Below are 25,343 nucleotides of genomic sequence, written 5' to 3'. Positions count from 1 at the left end.
AAAGACATATTTAGAAGTGCCATGCTAGACTGAACTTATTCGTATATTCAGATTAAATAGCAGCTAAATAAATATTAAAAGTTGAGTGGGATTTACAGCATATGTTAAATGTTTCCAATATTTCAAAAATCCAAAGTAGTGAAACCTTATATAGCGGTGGAAGCTTTCAAATAAATCCTGGCGAAAAGGTTGGGCTAGTTGGTCCAAACGGAGCTGGGAAAACAACTTTATTTCGTATGATTATTGGTGAGGAGAAACCTGATGAAGGTCAAATCTCTTTTCCTGATAAATTGCGTTGGGCCTATTTCTCTCAAAAAGTAGGGGAGATGGCAGGACAGACGGCAAAAGAAGTCGTTATGTCTGGAGACGTAAAAGTTGCTGAGCTAGCGCAACAGCTTAAAGAATTTGAAGACAAGTTAGCTGATTGTGCCAATATGAGTGACGATGAGATGAATGATGTCCTGATGAAAATGGGAGACGTTCAGTCAGAGTTTGAAAAGCGTGGTGGCTATGATCTTGAAACACGTGCTGAGGAAGTTCTAACAGGACTAGGGATTATGCCTGTTGATCATAATAAGATGATTGAAGACTTCTCTGGTGGATGGAAGATGCGTATTGCTCTTGCTCGTGTTCTTGTAATTAATCCTGAACTTATCCTAATGGATGAGCCTACCAACTACCTCGATATGGAATCGATTCTTTGGCTTGAAGACTGGCTAAAGAATTTTAAGGGCGGAATCTTTATGACGACCCACGATCGTGATTTCATGAATAATGTTTGTAATAAGATTGTGGAAATTGCTCATAAGAGAATTACGACTTATACAGGTAATTACGACTTCTACGAGAAAGAAAGAGACCTTCGTCGTGAACAATTAATTGCTCAAGCTTCTCGTCAAGCTGATATGCTAGCAAAAGAAGAAGAGTTCATTGCAAAATTTAAGGCACGTGCTTCACATGCTGCTCAAGTTCAATCTCGAGTGAAGAAGCTTGAAAAAATTGATCGTATTGAAGTTCCTGCTGAGGAAGAAACAATTAACTTTCAATTCCCAACGCCTCCAAGAGGTGGGGATGATGTTGTTATCATTAAAGATCTTTCAAAATCATGGCCACTGTCTGACGGAAGTGCGCATGAAGTCTTTCATGGACTATCAACAACAGTTAAAAGAACAAATAAAATCGCCGTAGTTGGTGTAAATGGTGCGGGTAAGTCAACGCTTTTAAAGTGTATTACTGCTCATACTGAACCAACTGCTGGAACAGTAGCGATTGGCCCTAGTATCAAGATCGGATACTTCTCTCAATACTCACTGGAAGTTCTAAATCCAGAATCAAGTGTTTTTGATGAAGTTAGAAAAGATCTACCAATGGCAAGTGATGGGTATGTTAGAAACCTACTTGCGGCCTTCTTATTTAGAGGCCAAGACGTTGATAAGAAAGTTAAGTACCTTTCAGGGGGAGAGAAGTCTCGTCTTGTTATGGCCGTACTACTTTCGCAAAATAATAATTTCTTAGTTCTAGATGAGCCGACAAACCACCTTGATATTAAATCAAGAGAGGTTCTACTGGATGCACTTAAACGTTATGAGGGAACAGTAATGTTTGTATCCCACGATAGACACTTTCTTAGTGAATTAGCTGAAAATGTTTACGAAGTGGATAAGGGGGAAGTTCGCATCTTCCCGGGATCATACGTTGAATACATGGAGAGACAATAATGGTTAACTTGCAGAATACGGAAGTACAGTACTTATTACTGTTTACAATTCTTCTCATTCTTCCAAAACTTTTACTTCGATTCCAAATCCCAATTGGTATCTCATCAATCTTCTTAGGGATTGCTGCTGGTCTTGGGCTTGGATGGTTTCAAAATGATGATCTACTACTAATGCTTTCTCGCTTGGGGATCACATCTTTATTCTTATTCGCTGGTTTTGAAGTTGAATTTGAAGAACTGAAGCAGAATTGGAAAGAGCTCCTATCCGGGGTTACCCAGACTATCTCCATCACACTTATAGTTGCTTTTGGGATTCACTTCTTCTTTTCAATTAGTTTCCGTGCAGCAACTTTAATTGCACTTGGTATCATGACTCCTTCAACAGGCTTCATCTTAAACTCACTAAAGAATTATGGATTTAGTGAAGGGCAGGAGTACTGGATTAGATCAAAAGCAATTTCTAAGGAGATCTCTGCCATCTTACTGCTATTTATTACTCTTCAGTCGGAGAGCTTAGTTAACCTTGGTAGTTCTACCTTTATTTTAGTTGCCCTTAGTGTCTTTTTACCCCTTTCTTACAAATTATTTTTCAAATATATCGCTCCATATGCAAAGGATTCAGAAGTTGGTTTCTTAATTCTTACTGCACTTATTTGTGGTGTTATCACAAAGAAAATTGGAACTTACTATCTAGTAGGGGCATTCCTTGTTGGATTTATTGCTTCAGAGTTTAAGCACTTTGGAAAATCTGAGAAGTCAGAAGAAATTTTAAAGAACCTACAGATGTTCTTTTCTTTCTTCATTCCATTCTACTTCTTTAAGGCCGGTGTAGGCTTTACTGAAGATCTATTTACAATGGATGGACTATATATTGGATTAGCATTCTTAGGAATTTTCATTCCTCTTAGAATCTTCAATACATACTCAAATATGAAATTCTTTATGCAGGATTTCTGGCCAGACCGTAAAGAGATTACTGTTTCATTACTACCGACACTTATCTTTGGTTTAGTAATGGCCCAGATTGCTAAGGAGCGCTTTGAAGTTCCTTTAGAGATTATTTCAGGTCTTGTTATCTACACTCTTGTTTCAAGTGTAATACCGGCCTTTATGTTTAAAAAAGTTCCACCTGAAAATTATTAGAAATACATGGTTGCGCCTAAAATGAGCTGATTGTTCTTTGGGCGCATTCCACTGACATCGACACTATCATCAAATACATACTCAATACCTAATTCATACTGATCATTTGTATACATATATGATCCAAGAATTTTAGACATTTCATAATCATCCAGTCCATCGTCATCAGAAGTTTGCCAATTGTATCCAATCATTATCTGGTGAAATGGGTTGAAGCGCCAACCCATAATTGCCTCGAGATTATCAGTTCTTACGAATCTGCCATCAATTAATTCGAGGTCTTTTGTGTCACCGTAGACTGCGGCGATAAAAAGGTTTTTAAAATAATAATTTGCTCCAACGGTAACTGAAAGTTTCGCAATTTCAACTCCATTATTATTTGAATTTAAATTAATCGCTGCAATTCCAACTTTGTAATTTTTTTTAACAATTCTTAGAGAAGCGGCAATAGAATGCTCAAGAGTGAGGACTGCATCGTCAATTCCATCGCCATCAGAATCGTATTCGGCCGTTTCATCTCCTGTAAACTTCGTTTGGGCCCCAAAATGTAGGTCACCAATTTTGTAGCGAAATTCCAAAAGATCTACACCACGAGATGTTCCAATGACTTCACTATTAGCAGTAAAAGTAGAGGAGGCAAAGGCACCAGTGACCATAAAGATATCAGTCATTTCTGTTACGTCATACCAGACAGACCAGTTCTTTCCTATTGTGGCATTGAAATCTCCGTTTTCAATCCAAAGATAAGCTAGCCTAGTAGAAAAGGGCCGGTCGCTAGTATTGTCAACTTGAAAGCGTCCCGTGGTGTTGGGGATGCTTTGTATGCTCTGGCTCGTATTGCTGGTATTGATTCCAAACTCAGCACGAAGACCAGTGGTGAATTTCTCGATTAGGCCATCTCTCTTATATTTAAAACCAAATCGAGAAGAGTTATTATTTAATGATTGAGCTCCATCTTGACCAATGGCCGCCATGGATATTTTACCGTAGAGACTGAAGTCATCGCCGAGGTTCTTAGCTGTGATTGTACTTGAATAAAGAAATGAACTCGCGCATATAGAAAATGCGAGAGACCTTCTTAAATTATTAACCCACATAGAATCCTCACTCAAATCAATAATCGATAAATTAATTTTAGTAAGGTTCTATGCGATATTCTAACTTAAAAAAGGTAAAGATTGATTAGTGGCCACATCCACCTTGTCCATGAGCATGTCCATGAGCAAGTTCTGTTTCTGTTGCTTCTCTTACTTCAGTGATTTCAATATCAAAGTTTAGGTCTTCACCTGCAAGTGGGTGGTTACCATCTAAAGTAATTTCATCGCCTTCAATTGCAATAACTGCAAATGGAGGAAGTCCTTGGTCTTGGTTAACTTGGAATACGTCACCAATATTAAGTTGTGCATCCTCTGGGAATTGTGAGCGTTGCACAGTAATAACTAGTTCATCATTTATATTACCGTATGCGTCAGCAGCAGGTACATTGATAACTTTCTTATCACCAACATTCATTGCTACGATTTCTTTTTCAAGACCTGGGATGATCTGACCAACACCTTCTAAGAAAACTAGTGGACCATGTTCAGCAGAATTGTCTAAAACTTCGTTCTTTGAGTTCGTTAATGTGTAGTGAAATCCGATAACTTTTGGCATAATAGGGCCCTCTAATTGTTGATTATTAATATAAAAAATTAAAGGTCAACACTAACAAGCTAGATGATTAAAGGCAAATAAAGAATGAGTGAATTAGTAAATCAAGAATATATCCAAAAGATCAATGATTTCCTTGCGCAAACTGTTGATTTAATTAATAGAGTTCCAGATTTGAATGCTGCAGCATTAGCCGATATTGCAGCGAATATTAAGGCCCTTAGAGATGAATCTCTTAATTGTAAGGAAGATGACCTTCCTGGAATTATCCAGCAAATGAACCTTCTTAATCAATTAGCAGATCGTTATGAGCAACACCAGAGTTTACCTAATGCAGAGTCGCCGTTCTTTGGTCATTTTAAGATTGAACAAAATGGAAAGTTAAAAGACTTTCTTATTGGGCATACGCCTTTTTCACATAAAGAGTTAAAGTTTAAAATTATTGACTGGAAAAAGTCACCGATGGCGAGAATCTTCTATCAATTTGGTGAGGGGGATGATTTTGATTTCGACTTAGATGATCGAATTATCGAAGGGCATATATTAGAAAAATCAATCCTAACTGTTAGAGACAAGCAACTTGTGCGAATTGATCGAGAAGGAAACACAAATGTTCTAAGAGATAGAGAATGGATTTCTTTAAGTGAATCAACACAAAAACTTGCTGGTGGAGAAGGGAGTGCTAACCAGAGTCTTGGTAGTGGACGCACTGGATTTGATGGGCCAGAAGTTATTTCTCTACTTGATAAGACTCAGTACGATCTCGTTAATCAAAGTGCTAAAAAACCTCTTCTTATTACAGGTGGTGCTGGTAGTGGTAAGACGACAGTTGCTTTATATCGAATTGCAAAGCTTTGTCGTGAAGATGGAATTCGCCAAGAAGAAGTTATGGTAATCGTTCCAAATAACGGACTTGTGAAATTATCAAAGAAACTCTTAATTGAATCACAACTTGAAAAAGTACGTGTATCGACTCTTGATGATCTAATTAAAAAGATTGTCTTCCAAAATATGCGCTCGGTTCCTAAGAAGATCGAAGATAATCCTCTTGATTCAATCGTTACAATAAAAAGAAATCCAAAGCTACTAAAGCTTATTGATGAGTACTTAGCAGAAAAAGAATTAAATATTGAAAAGAAGCTTAAAGGGACAGACCTTGAGTTTTTTACTAAAGATCGCACTCGTCCACTTTATGTTCGTGTTAAGAACCTTTATGAAAATACACGTGACTCTGTTTTAAAAGTTGAAGTGAAAAAGATTTTAAATGGCTTTAAAAATGTAAGAGAAGAATTACTTAATATCTTTTCTGATTCAAAGCGTATGGAGAGGCTACCTGAGATGACAAATCGTATGGTAACGACTCACATGTTAAATGATTTAAAATTTTATACGGCCAAACAAATTCAAGGACTAGATAAAGATTCGGATTATGCAAATCATGGACAAGATGTTTCAGGATTTGTTGATAAGTATGATCTTCCACTATTTAATTACTTAATTGTTAAGCAATTTGGTCACCTTCGCTACTTTGGACGTGAGTTTAAATCGTATCGCCATATCTTCTTAGACGAGGCACAAGAGCTTTCAAAATCAGAACTAATTATGCTTGGGCAAATTAAACATCAAGAAGGAAACTTCACGATTGCAGGAGATAGTGTTCAACAAATTGATAGCACTTTTGAATTCACTTCATGGCACGATGTTTGTCATACACTTGAGCTTGATGTGGATGATATGCAAGTTGAAGAACTTAATGTTTCATATCGTTCTCCAAAAGAAATTGTTTCTTTTGCACATAATGTTCTTGGGCCATTGGCTCCAAAAGAGCTTCCTGAATCGAAAAGAGATGGAGGACCGATCATTGAAACGTCTGTGCAGCACCTTGAGCATGCTTCAATGCTCATCAGTAGTGCACTTGTAGAACTAATGAACCGTGAACCGAAAGCTTCAATTGCTATTATTTGTTCGAAAGAAAGTATTGCAAGAGAGCTATACTCAGAGATTGAAGAAGTTGGAAGCATTAGACTTGTACTTGATGAGAACTTTTCGTTGAGACCAGGTGTAGATGTGACAACAGTTGAGCAAATTAGAGGTCTTGAGTTTGATTACGTTATTATTCCTGACTGTGATAAGGATGTTTATCCAGTTAATAATACTGCAAGAAAAAGACTGCACCTTGCTGCAACTAGAGCAATTCATCAGCTTTGGATTCTATTCAAAGATAAGTCACTAATTGCTTAATTGATTTAGAAGGAAGTTGATTTGAAAAATTTTGGTTATGTCTCTTTAGGATACTTATCACTTGTGGCCTTAAGCCTTATTGATAATGGACGCGGTAGTGTTTATCCTGAGCTTTTACAATATTTTCAAATCAGACCTGATAAAGGTTCATTGATATTCTCTTTGATGTCCATAACTTCTTTCATTGCATACCTTACTACTTCATTTTGGCTTCCGAGTTTTGGCCCTGTGAGAGCAACTCGAATGGCCATGGTTATGATGGGGATAGGGACGTTTGGAATTGGACTAGGTGGAGACTTTTTAAATTTTGACTTGAGTCTCTTCTTTGGTGCGTGGGCCGGATTCGGTTTCGGTATTACTGGTATCACCATGAATTTCATGGTTGATAATGGTGCACCTTCAGAACATAAAAGGCGCTACTTATCAGGACTTCACGGTGTCTACGGTGTAGCCTCTTTATTGGCCCCACAAATTCTTTCCCTATTTTATTTCTTAAATTCTGATTGGATTCACTTCTTTAAATTCTTATTAATACCATGTGCATTAGTATTTATTTATTCTTTCTTTATTGAAGACACTCATCATGACGAAATAAAAGAGAACGATGGTTCAATGCCAAATGCTTTTTTAATGAATTTGATGATTGGTTTATTTGCTGGTTTCTATGTTGCATCTGAAATCATGCTCTCTTCTCGATTGAAATTCTATCTTGTTGAAGCTCATAATTATTCAGATATTAACGCTAATAATTATCTGTCTTACTTCTTTTTATTTCTTATGTTAGGAAGGCTAGGCTTTGCCTTCTTAAATATTAAATTATCATCGAATAAGTTAATCTACATTTCATTATTAACAAGCTTGATATGTTTTAGTTTAGGACAATTTCACCATATCTTTTATCCAATGACGGCCTTGTTCATGTCTTTTTGTTTTCCTGTTATCGTTGATTGGGTTTCAAATAACTTTCCAAAAAAGAATCACGTGGTATTGGCCCAGACGATGAGTTATATCGGAGTAAGTATTGCTATTATGCACTTTGTTTTTGGTGTTATTGCTGACAATTTTGGCGCAAAGGATGCGATTAATTTCTTCTACTTTTTAAATATTGGATCAATAATATTCTTTACCATCGCTATTGCGATGGTAAAGAAATATCATCAGAAGTCGAGCTTGTAGCCTAGGAAATAACTACGTGCCATCGTTCCGTAGTAACGAATATTTTCATAATCCTTGTCGAGGATATTAATGATTTTGAAATTAAAGTTCTGATATTCATAGTTAAGATTTCCGATTACATAAGAAGGCATACTTCCAAAGTCTTCTCGTTTTCCTACATATTGCCACCAGTTTGTAATTCTTTGAGAATCGTTTATTCTGTATCCTAACTCTACACTTGCAAGTGCCTTTGGTGTTCTAGCAAGATCCAAATTAGTAACCTTATTTGTCGCTTTCTGAATTGTTAAAGAAGTTGCGAGTGTAAATGAGTTTTGAAACTCTTGATTAAAGTTAAATTCAATACCCTGAATCTCAGATTTTGCAATATTTAGATAACCCATATTGATTGCATCGTAGTCAATTTGGTTCTTTAAATCATAGTTGAATAGTGTAAGTTCAACTTGATATGTGATTTTCTTATAAGAGAGCGTTAGTTCGCTATTAATACTGTCTGTTGGATCTAAATTTTCTAGTTGATTTGCTATCTGATAAAGAGTTGGAAGTTTATATCCACCAGAGAAATGACCCTTTAGAGAAAGTTCTCTTGTGAAGTTATAACCAAGGCCAATACTAGCGATAGTATTTAAATCAAAAGTTGAGAATTTATCAAAGCGTACACCTAGATCTGAAAACCAGTTCTTGTAAGCGTAATTGAAAGTTGTATAAACAGAGAAGAGCTCACTATAGTTTCCAAGTGTTAAGTCATCTTGTTTGAGATATTGGATACCGTAGAATGAATTTAAGCTCTTAGAGAATTCATAAGTGGCATCTAGCTTTACATCAGTTTCTTCACCGCGAAATAGTGGAGTGAAGCCTTGAGGATCCTCTCTTCTAATTGTCGAATACCTAATGCTTGGAGTAAGGCTGAATCTCTCATCTGAGCTATTATAGCGAAGCCCCAGATAGTTATTGTACTGCTTGTACTTATTTAGATCATTGTCTGCCACATCAATAGGGTTAAATGGTGGAACAAAATTGAAGCCATCAATTTCGATTTCTGAATCAATGAACTGACCTTGGTAGTTTAGTTCCATTTGATTACTTATTAGATAGCTCGTGTTTAATGAGAAGCTTAGGTTCTTATAAGAGTCATCTTCAGCATTTGTTAATCGATCTTCATTTACTGAAGAATATCCATCTGATTGAAGATATGAAAAATTAACACCGTAACTAAGCCTTTCCATGTGACCACTCGATTGGGCCGCAAGCTTTGCCGTATTATAACTTCCATACTCAGCTCTAACACTAGAGCTCTTTATACCTTTCTTTGTATTGATCTTTAAAACACCACCAATGGCATTTGATCCGTATAGAATTGACTGACTACCTTTTAGAATTTCAATACTCTCAATATTATCCAGATTAAGATGATTAATCTGATATGAATTATTGATATCAGTAGGATCAGTTAGTTCAATATTGTCGATGAGAACTTTTGAGAAACCGCTAGGCAACCCACGTAGTCGAAGACTAGAAGCAGATCCAATTTGACCTGTCTGGCCAATAAAGATAGCTGCTTTACTTTGTAAGAGCTGTTGAAGTGTTGTGGCATCAGTGTTTTCAATTTCTTCACGAGTGATTACAGTAACAGCACTCGTTATTCTTTCTGAACTTGTGTCGAGCTTTGTGGCCTTAATTGTAATCTGTGCAATTGATGTTAATGGTAAGAATGCAGTGGCGTAATAAAGTAGTGTTTTTATGATCTTCCTCCGAGACATAATAAAATTGAAGGGCTCGGACTCTAACCGTTGCGGGACAGTCTCTGAATTTCACAGAGTTCACCTTTATCTTTATAAATTATTTAGGAAGATAGTTACAAGAAGCCCATTATCTGTCAATTAAACAGATAACGGGCCAACTCAATATTTGTTTTAAATATTATGATAATACTGAGAATCAACAACGTTCTGGTACATCTTTGGATCTTTCTCTTTTAAATCAGATAGAATTATCATATCTGGTGCATCGAGATCATTCGTGTGTGTATGAATCTGGTATTTAAATAGCCAATTAAATAATTTTCGATGTTCGCGGTAAACAATAAGTTCGCAAGCGATGAGAATAATCGGTGCAATTAAATATGAATTACAAAGAAAAAGCTCAAAGAATAAAATGTTAATTACTAATGGTGCAGCGATAACAGCGGTTAGTGGAACAAATAAGTTTAACAAGAACATTGTACCTAAGACAATCTCAAGTGTTTTAATCATGTAGTATAAATATCCGGTGTCTTGAAGCGAATTAATGAAAGCTAACGCTTCAGGTGTGTATTGAGATTCTGTAAGTAAGCCAAGTCCTGGAGTAACTCCTCCCAAAAGTAGGGTGGCTCCCATAAGTATTCGCGCACCTACAAATAAGAATTTTCTTTTATTCTTCATAAGACCTCCAAATATGATCACTAACGATTATATGACTGAAGGGGCAAGCAAGTATGATAGTAATGTTAAAGAAATTTCAAAGTCTCTGATGATACTTTGGCATTAGACATTTCTTATTTTACAAATAAAGTGGTTATCTTTTTCGATAATGATATTTTTAGAAAAAGGAATACGAATTCTCATGAGTGGGTCAAAAACAACAAAAGTATCAATATCCATCTCATCAAAATTTATCTCAATATCTTTAAGTTCTTTTCCTAGAAAACGTTGATGATCTTCTCTATCCACACTTGTTAAAATTGCTCGATTAATTTGATCTTCAAGAAGCTTTGTATAAGATAAACCGAGAAATGGTGTATTTATTTTTAGATTTGCAATAATAGGATTTTTTGAAAATTTATCATTTCTTTGGCCACTATAAAAATTGTAACCCTGTTCACTCAATTTATTTAAGACCTTAGAACTTATTTCATCATTGTAGAGCCTGACAAGCTTGATGCCCATATACCTGGCTTGAAGAGATATGATTTCCTCTGGTATACCAGTATGGCCAACTTCATTACCTTCTTTTGAAAGTAGAGTAATGAGAACAATATCACTTTTGCTTGTGCCTTCTTTTATTAAAAGTTTTAAGCAACTTAGTGAGCTAAGCCCACCACTCCAAAAAAGTGCCTTCTTGTTTTCCATCAAACTCTCTTATCTTTTGATTAATAATATTTAATATAAATTAATAACTGAATATTCTTTATGTGTCTTTTTTTACCTCAAAAACATGGACTTGTTCAATGGAATAAAATTCTCTCAACTACAGTTTTAGAGGAGAATGAATATGCACGCTTATGACAATGACAAGGCCACGGGTGAAAAGCAACTTAGTTTTCGAAATTTAACTCTCGATCCACAAAATCGTTTTGCTCTAGTGGATGATCGCAAAATCGAATTAACAAAGACGGAATATAAAATACTATATTTCTTATTAAGTGGCGGAAAAAGAATCTATCCGCGTGAGCAACTAGTTGAATATATTTGGGGTGATGTGGAAGTGGCAAATAAAACTGTCAATACTCACTTAACTCATCTTCGTCATAAAACAAAAGGCGTTGACTTTAGAATAAGAATTAATCGAAATAATCAAATCTGTTTGCACGATCTCTAAAGAATAAAGCGTCAAATGGCTAAAATTGTTAGCCTAAACAAACTTATTTTAATTAGTAGCGATAAGATTCGTAACTTGTTGATTTTACAGCTTGTGTAATATCTCACTTGCCCTTAAGGTAAATAAATGAGGGGGGAGGAGAAAAGAAATATGTCATTTGTTTTTCAAAATGAGTGGATCGGATTTCGTAATTTACGAATCAACACCAACACAAAGACAGTCTTTGTTGATGATGGAGAGGTTTCATTAACTAAGACAGAATTCAAAGTTTTAAATTTCTTAATTTCAAGTCAAAAGCGAATCTATACATTAGAAGAGCTAGTTCTTGGTACATGGGGCCCTGTTGTTGTTACAAACAAGACAATTAACACGCATTTATCTCATATTCGTGCAAAGATTAAAGGCGTTGATTTTAAAATAAAAATCAATCGCAACGGCCAAGTTTGTATAAACGACTTATGAACTGATAAATAATTCATAGGTCGCTAAAATCTCTTTAATTTCTTCTGGTTAGGGCTATAATCGCCACTACTTTGAAGAGATTAATATGATTAAATTGAATTTGGACCTCGCTTGTCGTGAAGACATTCTCAACGCTCAGTTGTGGGAGCTTGATATTTGCTTTGAAAAAAGTAAATTTGCTCCTTGTTTAGATCAACTTACTGGCGAGCTCTCGGCAAAGAAATTACTCGTAAAGCCAAAAGTTTGGCTAAGTGACGAGTGGTTTTGTCCAGATTCAATCTCTGGCATTGCCGTTCCTTTCACCCTCATGCATCCAAAACTAATTGAATTAGAAAAAGAATTTACAGGTGCTTGTGAGGGGGAGACTCATGACTGGTTCATGAAGCTTTTGAGACATGAATGTGGTCATGTCATGGATAATGCATATTTTCTAAAAGACGACAAACAGAGAAAATCAATCTTTGGCGATCATGAAATCGCATATCCTACTTTTTATGAACCCAAGAAGTTCTCAAAGAAGTTTGTGTACCATCTCGAAGACAACTATGCACAAGCTCATCCAGAAGAAGATTTTGCTGAAACATTTTCAGTATGGCTAACTCCACGTTCTAATTGGAAACGAGTCTATGAAAATTGGCCTGCTCTTAAAAAATTAAAGTATGTTGATAATATGATGAAGGCCTTAAGTAATAAAAAGCCAAACGTCATTTGTTATAAAGAGATTGATAGTATTGAAGAAAGTGAATTAACAGTAAGAGAGTATCTTAAGCTTAAAAGAAAGAAATTACGTAAAAGCTCTCAAGCACGTCGTAGTATACATCATATTCAAAAGTACCTTATCCATAATGAAACGACAGGAATAGAGCTAGATAAAGTAATCGGTGGTTTAAGGAGAGAGCTCGTTAGGGATATATCCTTGCTGACAAAAGAATATCAATATAAAATAGAATCTGTTGTAAATGATTTGGAAAGTATCTCAAGTTCTAAAAAGCTTATGATTCCAAATAAGTATGGCCCTCAAATCATACAAAATATTGTGTTATCGCATGCTGATAAATACTTTAGAGAGGGGCGCGACAGGATAGTCATGTGAGCCAGAAAGAAAAAAGTCATAAAAGAAAGAAAAGAGTGTTAGTTCTTGTTCATTCTGATCTCATTCCTCCAGCTGATATATCTAAAGAAGATAAGAAAAAAGACGACTTTGAATTTAAACCGTGGATTACGGAATATAATGTTATTTCAACACTAAAAGAAATAGGTCATGAAGTTAATATCGTTGGTGTCTACTCTGATCTTATGCCATTAAGAGAGGCCATTGAAGAGTTTAGGCCACACGTTGTGTTTAATCTCTTAGAGGAATTTGATGGAAAAGTACTCTTTGATCAAAACGTTGTTTCTTACCTTGAATTACTGAAAGTTAAATATACAGGGGCCAATCCACGCGGGCTCATGATAGCAAGAGATAAGGCGTTGGCCAAAAAACTTCTTTCGTACCACAGGATTAAGACACCTGGGTTTCAGGTTTTCACAAGCCGCTCAAAAGCCAAAGTTACGAAAATATCGAAGAAATTAAAGTATCCATTAATTGTAAAATGCCTCTATCAAGATGCATCTCTTGGAATTAGTTCGGCATCTATAGTTAAATCTCCTGAAAAGGCAATTGAGCGCATTATTTATCTTATGGATAAATATGAGGAAGATGTAATTATTGAAGAATTTATCGAAGGTCGTGAGTTCTTCGTTGGAGTAATGGGAGCAAAAAGACTGAAGGTTCTTCCCATCTTAGAGCTTGCTTTTAATAATATCGATAATCCACTTGCTAAGCTTTACTCTGAAAAAGCTAAATGGAGTCTTAAATATAGACAGGATAAAGGTATTGAGACTGGAAAAGCTAAGATAACAAAAGAGCTGGAAGATAAGATTATAAAAATTTGTAAAAGAACTTATAAAGTATTAGAGCTAACAGGTTATGCACGAATTGATTTGCGAGTATGTCCAGAAGGTATTCCTTATATAATTGAAGCCAACCCCAATCCAAATGTCGCAACAAAAGATGAATTTGCCATGGCCGCAAAATTAGCAGGAATGGATTATAAAAAATTAATTAATGAATTAATAAAGTAGGTATCGAATGTCTTTGAAATTAGATGACTTAAGAAATTTTCTTATTGTTTCCAAGCTTAAGAATGTCACTAGAGCTTCAGAACAACTTGGGTTAACACAACCGGCATTAAGTTATTCAATTAAAAGATTAGAAGAGGAACTTGGTGCTCCTGTTTTTATTCGACTTAAAAGCGGAATTGAACTTACTAAATTTGGTGAAGAATTTCATCATCGTGCAAATAAGCTTTTACAAGACTGGCAAGATGCTAAGAATATCTTTAATCAAGAAGGTGGAGAAATTATTGGAGAGTTCAAGGTTGGTATTCATCCTTCAGTTGCAATATATTCTCTCCCACATATTCTACCTTCGATATACGAGAAGTATCCTCGTTTAAATTTCAATTTAATTCACGATTCTTCACGCATCATTACTGGAAAAGTTATTGATTTTGAAGTTGATTTTGGAATTGTCGTTAATCCTATAAAACATCCAGACCTTATTATTAATGAGATGGGTCTCGATGAGGTTAAGCTTTTTGAGTCGAGCCGACCAAAAAGAAAAAATAATAAATTAATTTTTAATCCTCAATTAGCACAAAGTCAGGACTTACTAAGAAAGCTTAAAAATGACTCGATTGAAATCGATGGTCATGTTGAAAGCGATAACTTAGAAGTGATTGCCAAGCTCACAAATGAAGGGTTTGGTATTGGTCTTCTTCCAAGTCGTGTGGCCTCTAATTATAAGAACCTCGTTCCTGTAAATAACTCACCGATAGTTAAGGACCAAATTGCGTTAGTTTATCGAGTAGAGAAGAAGAACTCTTTGCTTGTTAAGGATATTCTTGCACTTGTTAAAGACTCTTTAATTTAATTTACTATAATTTGAACTAAGCATACTTTAAGAAAGTAGCTGTTCTTTCGATAGGCTCATTTGAAACCAAAGAGGTAACAAGTGAGCAATCCGTATAAAATAATTTTACTTCTTTCTGTTTTGAGTATTCTAATCTCATGTCAGAAAGAGAGAGTGAACTTTTCTCCTCCTGTCGTTGAGGTTTACCAAGTAAAACCTGAAACTGTCTCTCTTTATAATAGCTTTGTCGGTCAAGTATACGGTGAAAAAGATATTATTATACGTGCCCGTATAGAAGGCTATATTCGTTCGATAAAATTTCGTGAAGGAATGTTTGTTGATAAGGATCAATTACTTTATGAAATCGAATCTGATAGTTATAAGGCCGCTGTACAAGAACAAATGGGGCGAGTTGCAAAAGCACAAAGCCAAGTTGTAAAGACGAGAAATGATCTACGAAGAGTTCGTCCACTTGCTGAACAAAATGCTGTTGCTCGCTCTGATCTTGATGCGGCAATCGCAAGTTATAATGCTGCAAAGTCCGCCTTAAAAGCAGAAGAAGCTAATTTAGAATCGGTTAAGGTACGTCTTGGTTATACAAAAGTTTATTCTCCGATTAAAGGTGTCATCGGAAAAACAAAGTTTAAAGTAGGGGATCTCGTTGGAAGCTCTTCAAATAATAGTGACTTAAATACCGTCTCTTCTCTAGAAAATGTTAGAGTCGAGTTTTTTATTTCTGAAAATACGTATTTAGATGTTATTCAATTAAGAAGAGATAAGGCCAGTGTTAATAGTACTCGAAATATTGAATTAACTCTTATTCTAGCAAATGGGGTTGAATATCCATATAAAGGAAAAATTGATTTCCTGGATAGAAATGTGGACCCATCAACAGGAACAATACTTATTCAATCTACATTCCCAAACCCTGATGGGATTTTAAGGCCTGGGCTATTTGCTACTGTTAAGGCCAAAGTTGCGACTTCAAATGATAGTATCTTGGTTCCACAAAGATGTATTACTGAGCTACAAGGGATCTATCAAGTTGCCGTGGTTGATAAAAATAATAAAGTTAAAATTAAAAATGTAGAAGTCGGACGAAAGATTAGTGCCTTCTGGATGATTCTAAATGGTTTAGATGATGGCGATATGATCATCTATGAAGGTCTACAAAAAGTTCGTGACGGCATGCTAGTTGCACCAATGCAAGCTTCTGTAGAATTCAAGCAAGAATAAGGCGCTGCTTATGAATAGTAATGATCATAAAAAGCATATCTTCTTTGTCAGACGGCCAATATTTGCATTTGTTATCTCTCTTTTTACTCTCATACTTGGCGCTATCTCTATTCTCGATCTGGCCACTGAGCAATATCCTGATATTACACCTCCTGTCGTTTCTGTAACAACTGCCTACACAGGTGCAAATGCAATGAATATGGAAAGCTCTGTAGCATCTCCTCTCGAACAAGAGATTAATGGTGTTGATAATATGCTCTATATGAAATCAACGAATGCAAATGATGGAACAATTAATATCTCAACATCGTTTGAAGTTGGTAGTGACCCTGATATGAACACTGTTTTTACGCAAAATAGAGTTGCTTCTGCTACTGCTAAGTTACCTGAAGAAGTAAAGCGCTTAGGGGTTAATACAAGAAAATCATTGCCAACCATATTAATGATTATCACATTAACTAGTGATAACAATCGTTACCCTAGAGAATTTCTTTCTAATTATGGAATATTAAATATCAAGGACGTCATTGCAAGGCTTAGAGGAATTGGACGAGTTGATATGTTAGGTTCGAGTGATTACTCAATGAGGTTTTGGATCAAACCCGAACTACTAGCTAAATATGGACTGACTGTACCTGAAATACTAAATGCCGTAAGAGAGCAAAACGTAATTGTTCCAGGAGGTAAGTTTGGCGCAGAGCCAGCACCTAAGGGGACAGATTTTACTTATAGTGTAAAAATGCAGGATCGACTTCAAACTCCAGAGGAATTTGGTGAGATTGTTGTTCGAACGAATGAAAATGGTTCTCAAGTATTTCTAAGTGATGTTGCTCGAATCGAGTTAGGAGTAGAGAATTATGAATCATTTGCTAGGGTTAATGCCGATCCATCGGCACTCATTGCAATCTATCAGGCACCTGGAGCAAATGGAGTAGAACTTGCAAACCGAGTAAAAGAAACGATTGGACAGCTAAGTCAAAAATTTCCACCAGGAATGAATTATCAAGTCTCTTATGATTCTACATTACCAATTACTGCTGGTATTAAGGAAATTGTCATCACATTAATTGTGGCCTTATTACTTGTAATATTTGTCGTCTTTATCTTCATTCAAGATTGGCGTGCCTCTTTAATTCCTACTATTGCTATTCCCATATCACTCATTGGGGCTTTTATATTCTTTCCATTTCTAGGTTTCTCAATCAATACCTTGTCATTACTTGGTCTCGTCTTGGCCATTGGTATTGTCGTTGATGATGCAATTGTTGTCGTTGAAGCAGTACAAGTGAATATTGAAAATGGGATGGATGTGAAAACGGCTACAACTGAGGCCATAAAGAAAGTAACCGGTGCCGTCATTGCAACAACTTTAGTTCTTGTGGCAGTATTTGTTCCTGTTGCTGGCATGGCCGGCATAACAGGATTACTCTATCAACAATTTGCTATCACAATCGCCGTATCTGTTTGTATTTCATCAGTGAATGCTCTAACTCTTTCTCCTGCACTATGTGTTTTATTACTTAAAGAACGTAAAGAATACACAGGACTTTTAGGGGGATTTTTCAGGTTATTTAATAAAGGCTTTGATCGTTCTTCTAAGGGGTATATGAGTCTAACTGAAATCTTTGCAAGGAGAACTAAGAGAGGTTTCATTTTTATTTTAATTCTAACTGCCTGCATAGGTGTCATTGGAAAATATCTTCCATCCGGCTTTATTCCAGTTGAAGATATGGGCTACTACTTCATTAATGTGCAACTACCTGAAGCCGCTTCTCTACAACGAACAGATGATGTTGTTTCAAAAGTCGAAAATACACTTTTGAAATTTGAAGAGATTCAATTTGTCACATCTGTTATTGGCTTTTCAATTCTCTCTGGTGCTAAGTCGACAAATTCGGCATTTGTCATTGCACAATTGAAGGATTGGAGTTCGAGAAGTATTGATCTCAATATGGCCGTAAGAAAAGCTAATGGAGTCTTTTTTACAAAATTTCCGCAAGCTCAAATCTTTGCGCTAAGTCCTCCTGCTATTCCTGGCCTTGGTAATGGATCCGGCTTTACTTTTATGTTACAAGATCGCCTCGGAACATCAGTTGAAAAATTATATTCAAATGCACAAAAACTTATCTTGGCTGCCAATAAAAGACCTGAGTTGTCGCAAGTTTTTACAACATTTAAAGCGTCAGTCCCACAAAAGTTAATTGAGATTAATCGTGAAAAGGCCTTGAAAATGGGAATTCGTCTCAATGACATCTATGTCACGCTTTCTGCTTTCTTAGGAGGATCCTATGTTAATGACTTTAACCGCTTTGGGAAATTATATAAAGCTTATATACAAGCTGAACCACAATATCGTCTTGATGGATCAAAGTTATCGACTTTCTATGTTGTGAATAAAAGCGGGGATAAAATTCCACTATCTTCAATTGTGACAATAAAAGAAAGCAGTGGCCCTGATTATATAACACGCTACAACTTATATCGTTCAATTGAAATTACTGGGAGTCCTGCTGCCGGCTATTCGTCCGCACAGGCCTTAAAGGTAATGGAAGAAGTCGCTCGACAAACCTTAGATGAAGGGATGGGTTATGAGTGGTCAAATATGTCTTATCAAGAAAAACGTTCGCAAGGATCAGGTGCAATTGTTTTTATATTTGCACTGATCTTTGTTTACTTAATTTTGTCTGCGCAATATGAAAGTTGGTCTTTGCCATTAAGTATTCTACTTGGAACGCCTTTTGCAATATTCGGAGCAATGCTTTTTGTCTATCTTGCTCGAATATTCAGTAATACTTATGAGAATAATGTCTTTATGCAAGTATCACTTGTTATGTTAATCGCCATGGCGGCCAAGAATGCAATCTTAATTGTCGAATTTGCAAATATTAATTTTAAAGAAGAGGGAATGAATCTCTTTGACTCTGCGATGGACTCAGCAAAACAACGTCTAAGGCCAATACTTATGACAGCAGTTTCTTTTATTTTAGGAGTCCTGCCTCTTGTCTTTGCTACAGGAACTGGTGCTGAGTCTCGAAAAGTAATGGGAATGGCACTACTTGGAGGTATGACTGTCGCTACCATTATTGGAATCTTTCTATATCCAATGCTCTTTGTTTTTATCGGTAAGCTATTTGGTTATGAGAAAAAGGAGCGATCTGATGAATAGAGCGTCTTTTCTTATCTTTTTCATTACGGTCATTAGCTGCGCTGTAGGGCCTGAGTATAAGAAACCTGATATGCCTTCTCCTTCTAAATATCGTTATGATAATAGCAATGGTGAAGTCCTAATCAATGAGAAATGGTGGGAAGTCTTTGATGATAAGCAATTAACTAAGCTCATTACAATTGGTCTTAAGCAGAATTTTGATATTAAAATTTCACTGGCCAGAATTGAAGAAGCAGCAGCGTTCTATGGTTTTAAAAAGAAAGACTTGTATCCTATATTTAATTATCAAGGTAGTTTTCAAAAAGGTAATTATTCGCAAGGTACAGTCTATCCGGATTCTGTCGAGTCATCATTCTTAGCGGCATCTGTTCAGTGGGAAATTGACTTCTGGGGTAAGCTTAGAAATGCGAATGAAGCCGCTAGAAATCAGCTTCTTTCTTCAAGGTATAGTTATGATGCTGTAAAATTACAGGTTAGTGCGGCCATTGCGACGGCCTATTTTCAATTGTTAAAGAATAAAGTGTCTTTGAAAATTTCAAAAGGGACAGTAAAGACAAGAGAAGAATCGTATCGCATCGTAAAGGCACGCTTTAACAAAGGAACGGTGTCAAAGTTTGATCTCAATCAGGCACAAGCGCAGTTATCATTTGCAAAGGCATCAGTGCCTCGTTTTGAGAGGGCCATAATCGCTAGTGAAAACCTCATCCGTATACTTTTAGGCTATAATCCCGGCCAGCTAAAAATCTCTATTACTGATGATATTACACAGGCAATGATTGTTCCTAGTATTCCAGTTGGAATTCCTTCTGATGTATTGAGAAGAAGGCCAGATGTTGCTCAAGCTGAAGCAACACTAAGAGCACAAAATGCTCAGATTGGAGTGGCCGAAGCAAATTTATTCCCTACGATTAGCCTAACAGGTATTACCGGAGGAGCTGATAATAGTTTTAATCCATTTGGTGGAGAATCGATTTGGAATCTAGGTGCTAATCTTATAGGACCTCTCTTTCAATGGGGAAGGAATCTTGATTTGATTGATGTGGAAAAAGCACAGTATAAACAAGTTCTTTACTCCTATAAACAAGTCGTACTAGGAGCATTCCGTGATGTTGAAGATTCTTTAGTTGCTGTTAATACGATAGATCGTGAATCGATAAATTTAAGAGAGCAAGTCTTTGCTCTTCGAGAAGCCAAAAAAATATCACTAAGTCGCTACAATAGTGGAGTCACTAGTTTTCTAGAGGTTCTTGATAGTGAGCGGGCATTATTTGAAAGTGAACTAAACTATATTAGCATCAAACAAGATAACCTCATTGCCTATGTGAATCTTTACAAGGCCCTTGGGGGAGGCTGGGAGCTAAAAGAAGAAACTACTTCTGAGAAGGAAGATTAAGCTTTTCGTATTGTGTTTTCAGTTGACCACAAGCTGCTAGAATATCATCACCCTTAGTTTCTCTTACTGTACATGTTAGTCCTGCCGCTTGAAGAGATCTTTGAAACCATTCAATATGTTCGTTACTTGGACGTTTAAACTTACTTTCAGGATACTCATTAAATGGGATGATATTAATCTTTGATTCCTTCTTCGGAAGGTTTTCTATCAACCCATCAATATCTTCTTGCGTATCATTAAGATCTTTAATTAAGAGGTACTCATACATTATACGACGAGAGTTCTTAACTGGAATTGATCTAAGAGCCTCAAGAAGATCATCAACTTGGTAGCGTTTATTAATTGGCATCAGCTCACTACGTAGATTATTTCTAATTGCATGCAAAGAGATGGCAACATTCACATCTGGTAGTTCTTCCCATTGTTTGATCTTTGGTACTAAACCTGATGTTGAAATTGTAACTTTATGCTTACTTAGTGCAATACCTAGTGGATCAGTTAATAGATAGCAGGCCTTCTTCACATTCTCGAAGTTATGAAGTGGTTCACCTTGACCCATAAAAACAATATTAGAAATCTGATATTTTGGATCGACATTCTCTTGCATCCATTTAGAGACAGTTAAAAATTGTCCGACTATTTCAGATGTTTGCAGATGTCTTATTAGGCCTTGTGTGGCCGTATGACAAAAAGTACAACCAATGGCACAACCAACTTGAGAAGAAATACACAGAGTCGATCTTAGACGCTTATCATTTTCACTTTCAATAAGAACCGCTTCAATTGAGTTCTTATCACCTAAACCAAGAAGAAACTTACGTGTTCCGTCCTTCGAAAGTCCCTGCCAAAGAATTTTTAGCAGTGATAGGTCATATTCTTTTGCCTTTTCTCTAACTACACGTGGAGCATTCTCCCAGGTGTCAGGATTAAAATTTAACTTTTTATAGACCCACTTTCCCATGATTTTTGCTTCATCATATGGGAAACTTTCTAAAGTTAAATTATATAGGCTTGTTTTTGTCATAATGCATAATTATCTGATTGCGTTGTGGCAGTCAATATTTTAGGAGGAAAAATGAGAATTTTACTGCCAATTTTTATGATGATGGGCTTTGTAAGCTGTTCATCTGTTACAACGGAGAATGTTGATTACACAGTAGGGGATAAGACTTTTAAGGGCTATATGGCCCTGACTGGAAATGAGAATGATAAGAGACCTGGAATAGTCGTTGTTCATGAATGGTGGGGACATAATGAATATGCTCGTAAGCGAGCAGATCAACTTGCTGAGCTTGGCTACAATGCTATTGCACTGGATATGTATGGAGATGGAAAACAGGCAAATCATCCTAAGGATGCAATGAAATTTGCTACTGAAGCTTTTAAGGATCCAACTCTTCTAAAGGCCAAATTTAATAAGGCCATGGAGCTTTTAAAAGAGCAGCCAAGTGTCGATGCTGAACGAATTGGAGCGATCGGTTACTGCTTTGGTGGTGCTGTGGTTCTTTTCAATGCTACCCAAGGAGCAGACTTGAAGGGAGTTGTCTCTTTTCACGGCTCGTTAGGTGGGATTAAAAAAGTCACAAAGAACTCAAAGGCAAAGCTACTTGTAATAAATGGTGCAGATGATCCGTTAGTGTCAAAAGACGATATCGCTAATTTTAAGAAGGTTATAAGAAGATCGCAGCTTCCTATGAGATTTGTGAACCTACCAGGTGCGACTCATGCCTTCACGAATCCTAAGGCCACTGAGAATGGGAAGAAATTTAATCTTCCATTGGCCTATAATGAAAAAGCAGATAAAGAGTCTTGGGAATTAATGAGAGAGTTTCTACAAAATACACTTTAAATAAAAAAGGCCGCTGATTGAGCGGCCTTTATATTTTTTTCTTTTTACTACTTATTCACAAGCTGGAATTTCTATCCAAAATCTATCAGCGTGGTATCCATCCAAAGTATAGTCTTCAAAGCTAAATTGTCTTGTTAGCTTCTCATCAATTTTGATTGTTTTCCAATTTGTTGTCACGGCGTTGTCACAATCAAGTGCGACATTTGCAAGATCAAGAGTTGAAAGGAATTTGTTCTTAAGTGGTAAGTTTACCTTACAAGCTTGGAAGCTTCCTTTTTCACCTTCTGTTGCACAAGTCGTTGCTTTTTCAGTTGCTAGAACCATTAGATTTGAATCTTTTCTAAAGATTGTAATATCTTGAGTATTTGCATCAAAAGCTGTCCCATTATTAACAAGGGCATTTTTTAGAGTCTTTTTTAGGCTGTTAATTTTATCTCCAAGCTTATGAAGATCACAAGCAGCTGGAGTATTAGCGTTAAACTTAGTTTGACATGCAAAGTTTTCAGCAACTGCAACACCATCTCTATCACTCACTTTTGTTCCAAAATCTGCATCACCTTCGATTTTACCATGAAGCATACCAGCAACTTTTCCATCAACTAGAACTGGAGAACCAGTTGAGTTCCAATCAATTGCACAATTTGAAAGGACAAAGTTCTTAGAATCTTTTGATCCGTTAATTGTTGTTAGAAGTGAATCTGTAAGTCCATTACACTCTTTCTTTGCTCTCGTGTATTTACCTTCTGATAAAGCATAGTTAATTTCAAAACCTTTTTTAAAGCTTGTAAGTTCAAAGATTTGGTTCTTTCCACCAAAGTTAATACCTTCATTAGTTGTTTCAAGAAATCCAACTTTTGACTTTTGCTTTGTTGAGATTAGAGCAATTTCAGAATATTTTTGATTTTCAATTGATGAGCAAGTATATGTGAAACCTTTAAGGTCTTTGAAAGCAACTGCCGAACAAGCTGAGTCAAGCCAGTCAGAGTACGACTGATCTTTTTGCTTGCTTGGAAGACATTTCTTTGCTGTCGCAATTAAATTTTCACCAACAAAGAAAGCTGCACATGTTTGAAGTTTTCCACGATTTAATTTACCCATAAGTAGGACTTGATCAATACATCCATTTTTTGAAAATCTGTCACAAACAAAGTTTGCATTTGAAACTTCTGAAGCAACAGCATCACCTTTTAGGCCTTGACTGTTAATAGTTGGTCCCTTGTCGTCATAAATACTTGAACGATTCCCACATGACGTAAGATTTAAAAGGGTTATGGCACTAACACCAAGAAGTAGAATTTTCTTCATAGATTGCTCTCTCGATAATAGGGTAAAAGTTGGCAAAATCTAACATACTTAATATGAACAATGTAGTTCTAACTCAGCAAATATAATTTTTACAATTTGGCAGATGGTGTAGAATGGATAGTATGAATATCATCTTCATCGACGGTAAGTGCTTAATATGTAATAGGCTCGTCAAGTTTATTTATCGAATTGACCACAAGAAAAAGGTCAAATTCTGTAATTTACAGGACCCAAAGGCCTTGAATTATCTTCAACAAGATTTTGTTAAGAATCTGTCGACAGTAGTTTTTTATCAAAATGGTAAGCTTTCTACTAAGTCGGATGCGGTCATTGCTGTGATGGATGTGCTTGGCCATGGGTATTTCAATATATTTAAGATCGTTCCCAAGGTGATAAGAAATTGGCTATATGAACTAGTTGCTAAAAATCGATATCGAATTGGTGAGGAAATGGATACTTGTCCAATTCCTGATATTGAATTAGCTAAGCGTTTCTTGTGATGTTAATTGGCCACAAGCTGCTAGAATATCATCGCCCTTAGTTGTGCGAATCATTGCATGAAACCCCAACTCCATAAGCCCAGCTTTAAACTCTTCGACTGCTGCCATCTCTGGCCTCTTATAGGGTGCACCTGGAAATTCATTAAAAGGAATTAGATTGAAAATTACAGGCATATCTTTTAATAGCCTTCCAATTTCTTCAACGTGTTTTCTCGTATGATTTAAGTCGCGAATAATTAAATATTCAAAAGTTAGAAATTGTCGCTTCATGAGCTTTATAGACTTAAGCTCTTCGATGAGGTCCGCAATAGGGTAGGCTTTATTTAATGGAATAAGCTCATTTCTTTCTTCATTAAATGGAGAGTGAAAGCTTAGGGCAAAGTTAACGCTTCCTAATTCACTAAATCTTTTAATTCCTGGAAGATAGCCGGCCGTTGAAAGAGTAATTTGCCTTGGACCTAGTCCCATGCCCTCTGTGGTTTTTAGAATCTCAATGGCATCTGCAACATTATCAATATTATGAAGAGGCTCTCCTTGACCCATAAAAACAATATTAGGAGCTGCTTGGTGGCCCTCAAATTTCTCTTTGATATAGGCATATGCTTGTATGTATTGCAGAATAATTTCATTCTTTTCTAAAGAGCGTGTTAGTCCTTGAGTTCCAGTAAAGCAGAATGAACACTTCATTGCACAACCAACTTGTGAAGAGAGGCAAAGAGTATACTTCTTTTGAAAAGGGACACAGACTGTTTCAACTGTGCGCCCATCGCTTAACTTGAATAAGAGCTTAACTGTTTTATCATCAACTGATTCTTGAATTTTGGCGATCTCAAGAAAATCAAAGCAGTACTTTTTTTCTAATAACGAATAAAGCTTTTGTGGTAATCCAGAAATTTCTTCAAAGGATTTTGCACCGTGCTTATAGATCTGAGTATAGATCGTTTGAGCATGAACTCTTGTGAATCCATGCTCTGTGATG

22 protein-coding genes and 1 riboswitch are annotated in these 25,343 nt (G+C 36.2%); of the genes, 14 read left to right on the top strand and 8 right to left on the bottom strand.

Features of this window, described 5'->3' with window-relative positions:
• Positions 1–101: 101 nt before the first annotated feature.
• A complete protein-coding gene (locus ACMAYL_RS06060; RefSeq protein ID WP_103216423.1) occupies positions 102–1,718 on the top strand; it encodes an ABC-F family ATP-binding cassette domain-containing protein in 1,617 nt (538 codons plus the stop codon).
• Positions 1,718–2,860, top strand: coding sequence for a cation:proton antiporter (locus ACMAYL_RS06055; RefSeq protein ID WP_412469873.1), 1,143 nt, complete (start codon positions 1,718–1,720; stop codon positions 2,858–2,860). The genes ACMAYL_RS06060 and ACMAYL_RS06055 overlap by 1 nt, the downstream gene beginning before the upstream one ends.
• Here the strand turns inward: ACMAYL_RS06055 and ACMAYL_RS06050 are convergent.
• Together ACMAYL_RS06050 and ACMAYL_RS06045 are read right to left on the bottom strand one after the other, a co-directional pair.
• A complete protein-coding gene (locus tag ACMAYL_RS06050) occupies positions 2,857–3,957 on the bottom strand; it encodes a porin (protein WP_412470871.1) in 1,101 nt (366 codons plus the stop codon). The genes ACMAYL_RS06055 and ACMAYL_RS06050 overlap by 4 nt on opposite strands.
• An 85-nt stretch (positions 3,958–4,042) precedes the next feature.
• Positions 4,043–4,513 carry an FKBP-type peptidyl-prolyl cis-trans isomerase gene (locus tag ACMAYL_RS06045; RefSeq protein WP_103216426.1) on the bottom strand — a complete coding sequence of 157 codons (471 nt, stop codon included), beginning with the start codon at positions 4,511–4,513 and terminating at the stop codon, positions 4,043–4,045.
• 84 nt (positions 4,514–4,597) lie between these two features.
• Between ACMAYL_RS06045 and ACMAYL_RS06040 the strand changes: the two genes are divergently transcribed.
• Together ACMAYL_RS06040 and ACMAYL_RS06035 are read left to right on the top strand one after the other, a co-directional pair.
• Positions 4,598–6,751, top strand: a complete 2,154-nt coding sequence (locus ACMAYL_RS06040) for a UvrD-helicase domain-containing protein (protein ID WP_412469872.1) — start codon at positions 4,598–4,600, stop codon at positions 6,749–6,751.
• Between the two features lie 21 nt (positions 6,752–6,772).
• Positions 6,773–7,927, top strand: coding sequence for an MFS transporter (locus ACMAYL_RS06035; RefSeq protein ID WP_392990974.1), 1,155 nt, complete (start codon positions 6,773–6,775; stop codon positions 7,925–7,927).
• On the opposite strand, the gene ACMAYL_RS06030 is transcribed toward ACMAYL_RS06035, so the two are convergent.
• From ACMAYL_RS06030 to ACMAYL_RS06020, 3 genes are all read right to left on the bottom strand, one after another.
• Positions 7,909–9,684: a TonB-dependent receptor plug domain-containing protein gene (locus ACMAYL_RS06030; protein ID WP_412469871.1), complete on the bottom strand. Its 1,776-nt coding sequence runs from the start codon at positions 9,682–9,684 to the stop codon at positions 7,909–7,911. The genes ACMAYL_RS06035 and ACMAYL_RS06030 overlap by 19 nt on opposite strands.
• Positions 9,640–9,766: riboswitch (adenosylcobalamin-variant (AdoCbl-variant) riboswitch) on the bottom strand. (Overlaps the previous gene by 45 nt.)
• A 71-nt stretch (positions 9,767–9,837) precedes the next feature.
• Positions 9,838–10,344, bottom strand: a complete 507-nt coding sequence (locus ACMAYL_RS06025) for a hypothetical protein (RefSeq protein WP_103216430.1) — start codon at positions 10,342–10,344, stop codon at positions 9,838–9,840.
• 102 nt (positions 10,345–10,446) lie between these two features.
• On the bottom strand, positions 10,447–11,031 hold the full coding sequence (locus tag ACMAYL_RS06020; RefSeq protein WP_412470870.1) for a hypothetical protein: 585 nt from the start codon (positions 11,029–11,031) through the stop codon (positions 10,447–10,449).
• Positions 11,032–11,173: 142 nt separating this feature from the next.
• Here ACMAYL_RS06020 and ACMAYL_RS06015 point away from each other — a divergent pair, with 142 nt between their 5' ends.
• The 8 genes from ACMAYL_RS06015 to ACMAYL_RS05980 all read left to right on the top strand — a co-directional run bounded on the left by ACMAYL_RS06015 (position 11,174) and on the right by ACMAYL_RS05980 (position 20,710).
• Positions 11,174–11,500, top strand: a complete 327-nt coding sequence (locus ACMAYL_RS06015; protein WP_158246756.1) for a winged helix-turn-helix domain-containing protein — start codon at positions 11,174–11,176, stop codon at positions 11,498–11,500.
• Positions 11,501–11,650: 150 nt separating this feature from the next.
• The gene (locus ACMAYL_RS06010; protein ID WP_158246757.1) at positions 11,651–11,962 is read left to right on the top strand and encodes a winged helix-turn-helix domain-containing protein; all 312 of its coding nucleotides are present in this window, start codon (positions 11,651–11,653) and stop codon (positions 11,960–11,962) included.
• Between the two features lie 85 nt (positions 11,963–12,047).
• Complete coding sequence (locus ACMAYL_RS06005; protein ID WP_103216434.1) at positions 12,048–13,055, top strand: putative zinc-binding metallopeptidase; 1,008 nt, start codon at positions 12,048–12,050, stop codon at positions 13,053–13,055.
• Positions 13,052–14,086, top strand: coding sequence for an ATP-grasp domain-containing protein (locus ACMAYL_RS06000; RefSeq protein WP_412462935.1), 1,035 nt, complete (start codon positions 13,052–13,054; stop codon positions 14,084–14,086). The genes ACMAYL_RS06005 and ACMAYL_RS06000 overlap by 4 nt, the downstream gene beginning before the upstream one ends.
• A gap of 7 nt (positions 14,087–14,093) precedes the next feature.
• Positions 14,094–14,936: a LysR family transcriptional regulator gene (locus ACMAYL_RS05995; RefSeq protein WP_103216436.1), complete on the top strand. Its 843-nt coding sequence runs from the start codon at positions 14,094–14,096 to the stop codon at positions 14,934–14,936.
• 81 nt (positions 14,937–15,017) lie between these two features.
• Positions 15,018–16,151, top strand: a complete 1,134-nt coding sequence (locus ACMAYL_RS05990) for an efflux RND transporter periplasmic adaptor subunit (RefSeq protein WP_412470869.1) — start codon at positions 15,018–15,020, stop codon at positions 16,149–16,151.
• Positions 16,152–16,161: 10 nt separating this feature from the next.
• Complete coding sequence (locus ACMAYL_RS05985) at positions 16,162–19,317, top strand: efflux RND transporter permease subunit (RefSeq protein ID WP_412470868.1); 3,156 nt, start codon at positions 16,162–16,164, stop codon at positions 19,315–19,317.
• Positions 19,310–20,710: an efflux transporter outer membrane subunit gene (locus ACMAYL_RS05980; RefSeq protein ID WP_412470867.1), complete on the top strand. Its 1,401-nt coding sequence runs from the start codon at positions 19,310–19,312 to the stop codon at positions 20,708–20,710. Before ACMAYL_RS05985 ends, ACMAYL_RS05980 begins: the two co-directional genes overlap by 8 nt.
• On the opposite strand, the gene rlmN (ACMAYL_RS05975) is transcribed toward ACMAYL_RS05980, so the two are convergent.
• The gene (rlmN, locus tag ACMAYL_RS05975; RefSeq protein WP_412470866.1) at positions 20,688–21,734 is read right to left on the bottom strand and encodes a 23S rRNA (adenine(2503)-C(2))-methyltransferase RlmN; all 1,047 of its coding nucleotides are present in this window, start codon (positions 21,732–21,734) and stop codon (positions 20,688–20,690) included. The two genes, ACMAYL_RS05980 and rlmN (ACMAYL_RS05975), sit on opposite strands and share 23 nt — an antisense overlap.
• A gap of 51 nt (positions 21,735–21,785) precedes the next feature.
• Here rlmN (ACMAYL_RS05975) and ACMAYL_RS05970 point away from each other — a divergent pair, with 51 nt between their 5' ends.
• A complete protein-coding gene (locus tag ACMAYL_RS05970; RefSeq protein WP_103216438.1) occupies positions 21,786–22,559 on the top strand; it encodes a dienelactone hydrolase family protein in 774 nt (257 codons plus the stop codon).
• Positions 22,560–22,610: 51 nt separating this feature from the next.
• Here the strand turns inward: ACMAYL_RS05970 and ACMAYL_RS05965 are convergent, their stop codons facing one another.
• Entirely contained in the window at positions 22,611–23,864 is a 1,254-nt protein-coding gene (locus tag ACMAYL_RS05965; protein WP_412462934.1) for a hypothetical protein, read from the bottom strand.
• A gap of 113 nt (positions 23,865–23,977) precedes the next feature.
• Here ACMAYL_RS05965 and ACMAYL_RS05960 point away from each other — a divergent pair, with 113 nt between their 5' ends.
• Entirely contained in the window at positions 23,978–24,364 is a 387-nt protein-coding gene (locus ACMAYL_RS05960; protein ID WP_392990988.1) for a thiol-disulfide oxidoreductase DCC family protein, read from the top strand.
• Here ACMAYL_RS05960 and rlmN (ACMAYL_RS05955) read toward each other — a convergent pair.
• The gene (gene rlmN / locus ACMAYL_RS05955; RefSeq protein WP_412471060.1) at positions 24,344–25,342 is read right to left on the bottom strand and encodes a 23S rRNA (adenine(2503)-C(2))-methyltransferase RlmN; all 999 of its coding nucleotides are present in this window, start codon (positions 25,340–25,342) and stop codon (positions 24,344–24,346) included. The genes ACMAYL_RS05960 and rlmN (ACMAYL_RS05955) overlap by 21 nt on opposite strands.
• Position 25,343: the final 1 nt, after the last annotated feature.

Source organism: Halobacteriovorax sp. RT-2-4 (genome assembly GCF_047085445.1).
Taxonomy (GTDB): domain Bacteria; phylum Bdellovibrionota; class Bacteriovoracia; order Bacteriovoracales; family Bacteriovoracaceae; genus Halobacteriovorax_A.
Note: the sequence above shows the minus strand (reverse complement) of the source record. Positions and strands in the feature narration are given on the sequence as shown.